We start from the raw sequence: 3,181 nt of genomic DNA, 5'->3' as shown, positions 1-3,181 counted from the left end.
CCTCTCGCCCGCCGCCCCTCTCCCCGCACCCGCGGGGCGGCGCTCCCGCTCAGCCGCCGGCGAAGTCCCTGAGCAGGGCGGCAAGCCGGTGCGGCTGGTCGAGCGGGATCAGCGTGTACGTGTCCTCCAGCTCAACCAGCCGCGCGTCCGGGAAGACCTCGGCGAGGCGGGCGCCGTGCGCACGGGGCATGAGCCTGTCCTCCTTCGCCCACACCACCAGCACGGGCCGCTCGAAGGACCGCATCCGCTCGGCGTACCGGAGCAGTTCCGCGCGGTCGGGCAGGTTCAGGGCGTACGCGAGGAGGTCGCGGCGGATCAGCGGGTCCACGCGCGCCGGGGTGAACCAGGCGTCCATCATGGCGTCGGGCACGGGCCGCCGGCTCATCCAGCCCCAGCCGCCCGGCGCCCTGCGCACCGCCCGGTACCGCAGCCCCTTCATCAGGAGCGCGAGGCCGCCCGGCGTCCTGCAGGCGACGGAGAGGAGGCGGCCTGGCAGCCCGGGCGGGTAGTTGTCGAACGCCTCGCACGCGACGAGGACCACCCTGCCGATCCGCGCCACGACGTCGGGCGCTCCCTCGGTCAGGAGCAGCTGCGCGCCGCCCCAGTCGTTCAGTGCGAGCGTGACGTCGCGCAGGTCGAGCGCTTCGATGAACTCCCCGACCAGCAGGGCGAGTCCGCGCAACGACAGGTCGGCGTCCGGGCGCATGGGGACGCGGTGCGCGCCGAGCGGCAGGGTCGGCATGACACAGCGGAAATCGTCGCCGAGGTCGGCGGCGACCCCGCTCCACACCGAGCTGTCGATGGTCACCCCGTGCAGCAGGACGAGCGTCGGCTTCCCCGGGTCCCCGCCGGGCGCGGTGTCCTCGTAGCGAAGGGTGCCCGCCGACAGGGTCACTTCTGGCATCGCGGTCCTCCACGGTCGTTCACGGATGTACTCCGACGTGCTCCGGCTTCGTTCACTTCGACGCGCTCCGGCTTGCCTCCGGCGTGCAGGGACACGCGTGCACCGGACTTGATAGATCGCTCTATTACACCGGTTAGAATAGGCGGGGAACGGGGTCGGCACAACGAGCGAGAGCGGGCGGGCGGGTCGTGGCGGCGCAGACCAGGGAACGGATCATGACCGCGACGGCGGAGCTGTTCCGCCGGCACGGCTACACCGGTACGGGGCTCAAGCAGATCGTGGCCGCGGCGGGCGCGCCCTTCGGGTCCGTCTACCACTTCTTCCCCGGCGGGAAGGCGCAGCTCGGCGAGGAGGTCGTCCGCAGGTCGGGCGCCGAGTTCCGGGACCTGGTCCTCACGGTCCTCGACCACTCGCCCGACCTGGTCACGGGGGTCGGCATGGTGTTCACGGGCGCCGCCCACACCCTGGTGGCCACGGGTTACGAGGACGCCTGCCCCATCGAGACGGTGGCACTTGAAGTCGCGAGCACCAACGAGCCGCTGCGCGTCGCCACGGCCGACGTCTTCGGCGACTGGCTCACCGCGGGCACCGGGCGCTTCACCCGGCACGGCCTGCCCGAGGACACGGCGCGCGCGCTGGTGACGTCGATGATCTGCTCGCTGGAGGGCGCGTTCGTGCTGAGCCGCGCGCTGCGCGATCCTGAGCCGGTGCTCACGGCGGGCGCCGTGGTGGTGGAGGCCGTGCGGCGGGCCCTGGCCGAAGCCGGAGACCGCCAGGACCGGTGAGCGACGACGCACGACAGGACAGGAAGGGGCGTGACGGCGATGCGTGCCGTGGTGTTCGAGGAGTTCGGCGGCATGCCGGGCGTCCGGGAAGTGCCCGACCCGGTCCCGTCGCCGGACGGGGTCGTCGTACGGGTCGAGGCGAGCGGCCTGTGCCGCAGCGACTGGCACGGCTGGATGGGGCACGACGACGGGATCGCCCTGCCGCACGTGCCGGGGCACGAACTGGCGGGCCGCGTCGAGGCGGTGGGCGCCTCGGTCGTCAACTGGCGCCCGGGCGACCGGGTCACGGTGCCGTTCGTGTGCGCCTGCGGCCGGTGCGCCGCGTGCGCCGCAGGGGAGCAGCAGGTCTGCGAGGCGCAGGAACAGCCCGGGTTCACGCACTGGGGATCGTTCGCGGAGCTGGTGCCGCTGCGGCACGCGGACGCGAACCTCGTCGCCGTACCGGACTCGATGTCGTTCCTGACGGCGGCGTCGCTCGGCTGCCGGTTCGCCACCGCGTACCGGGCGGTCGCGGAGCGCGCGCGGGTCAGGCCGGGCGAGTGGCTCGCGGTGTACGGCTGCGGCGGTGTGGGCCTGTCGGCCGTGATGATCGCCGCGGCGGCGGGGGCGCGCGTCGTCGCGGTCGATGTGGCGCCCCGCGCACTGGAGTTGGCGCGGGAGTTCGGCGCCGCGGCGACCGTCGACGCGGCGGCCGTGGCGCGCACGGCGACCGGGCAGGGCATGGCGGCCGGATCGGACCCGGCTCCGGCGGCGGACATCGCGGCGGCGGTCCTGGACGTGACGGGCGGCGGGGCGCAGGTCTCCCTGGACGCGCTCGGCTCGCCCGCCACCTGTGCGGCGTCCGTGCTGTCCCTGCGGCGGCGCGGCCGGCACGTACAGGTCGGGCTGCTGCCGGGCGGCGGTACGCCGGTGCCGATGGACCGTGTCGTGGCGTACGAGATCGACGTACTGGGCTCGCACGGCATGGCGGCGCACGCGTATCCGCGGCTGATGCGGCAGGTGGCGGCGGGCGGGCTGCGCCCCGACCTGCTGGTCACCTCAGTGATCGGACTGGACGCGGTGCCCGCGGCGCTGGCCGCGATGGGCGAGCCCGCGGGGGCGCACGCGGCGGGCATGACGGTGGTCACCCCACAGGTGCGGGAGCACCCCGCGGACACGGCGGCCGGGCGGCCCGTCTGAGCACGGCCGAGCGGTCCGTCTGAGTGCGGCCGAGCGGTCCGTCTGAGTGCGGCCGAGCGGTCCGTCTGAGTATCGCGTGAATGATTCGCGGCAAATGGGGCAGCCAACCTTAGTTTTGAGTTAATCGCCCCCGGCCGCCGTGTGGGTGCGGGCATTCAGGGCACGGGCACGACGTGGAACCGACCCCTGGAACCGAGACGACAGCGGCGCCCGGTACACGCGGTGCGGCCGAGGCGGCGACCAACGGCGTCAGACCCCCGGGGAGCGTCCCAGGGGGCCGCCGGCCCGGCCGGGCGGGCAGCGGCCCCGCGGG

The 3,181-nt window shown here is 74.4% G+C and carries 3 protein-coding genes; 2 read left to right on the top strand and 1 reads right to left on the bottom strand.

Going from position 1 to position 3,181, the window contains the following annotated elements; all coding sequences use genetic code 11:
* Nucleotides 1-49 precede the first annotated feature (49 nt).
* Entirely contained in the window at nucleotides 50-904 is an 855-nt protein-coding gene (locus LCE31_RS38275; RefSeq protein WP_225022784.1) for an alpha/beta fold hydrolase, read from the bottom strand.
* 215 nt (nucleotides 905-1,119) lie between these two features.
* On the opposite strand from LCE31_RS38275, the gene LCE31_RS38270 reads away from it, so the two are divergent.
* Complete coding sequence (locus tag LCE31_RS38270) at nucleotides 1,120-1,689, top strand: TetR/AcrR family transcriptional regulator (RefSeq protein ID WP_225022783.1); 570 nt, start codon at nucleotides 1,120-1,122, stop codon at nucleotides 1,687-1,689.
* Nucleotides 1,690-1,728: 39 nt separating this feature from the next.
* The gene (locus LCE31_RS38265) at nucleotides 1,729-2,868 is read left to right on the top strand and encodes an alcohol dehydrogenase catalytic domain-containing protein (RefSeq protein WP_225022786.1); all 1,140 of its coding nucleotides are present in this window, start codon (nucleotides 1,729-1,731) and stop codon (nucleotides 2,866-2,868) included.
* The last annotated feature ends 313 nt before the right edge of the window (nucleotides 2,869-3,181 follow it).

The sequence above is a fragment of the Streptomyces sp. 8L genome, from assembly GCF_020176795.1.
GTDB lineage: Bacteria > Actinomycetota > Actinomycetes > Streptomycetales > Streptomycetaceae > Streptomyces.
Note: the sequence above shows the minus strand (reverse complement) of the source record. Positions and strands in the feature narration are given on the sequence as shown.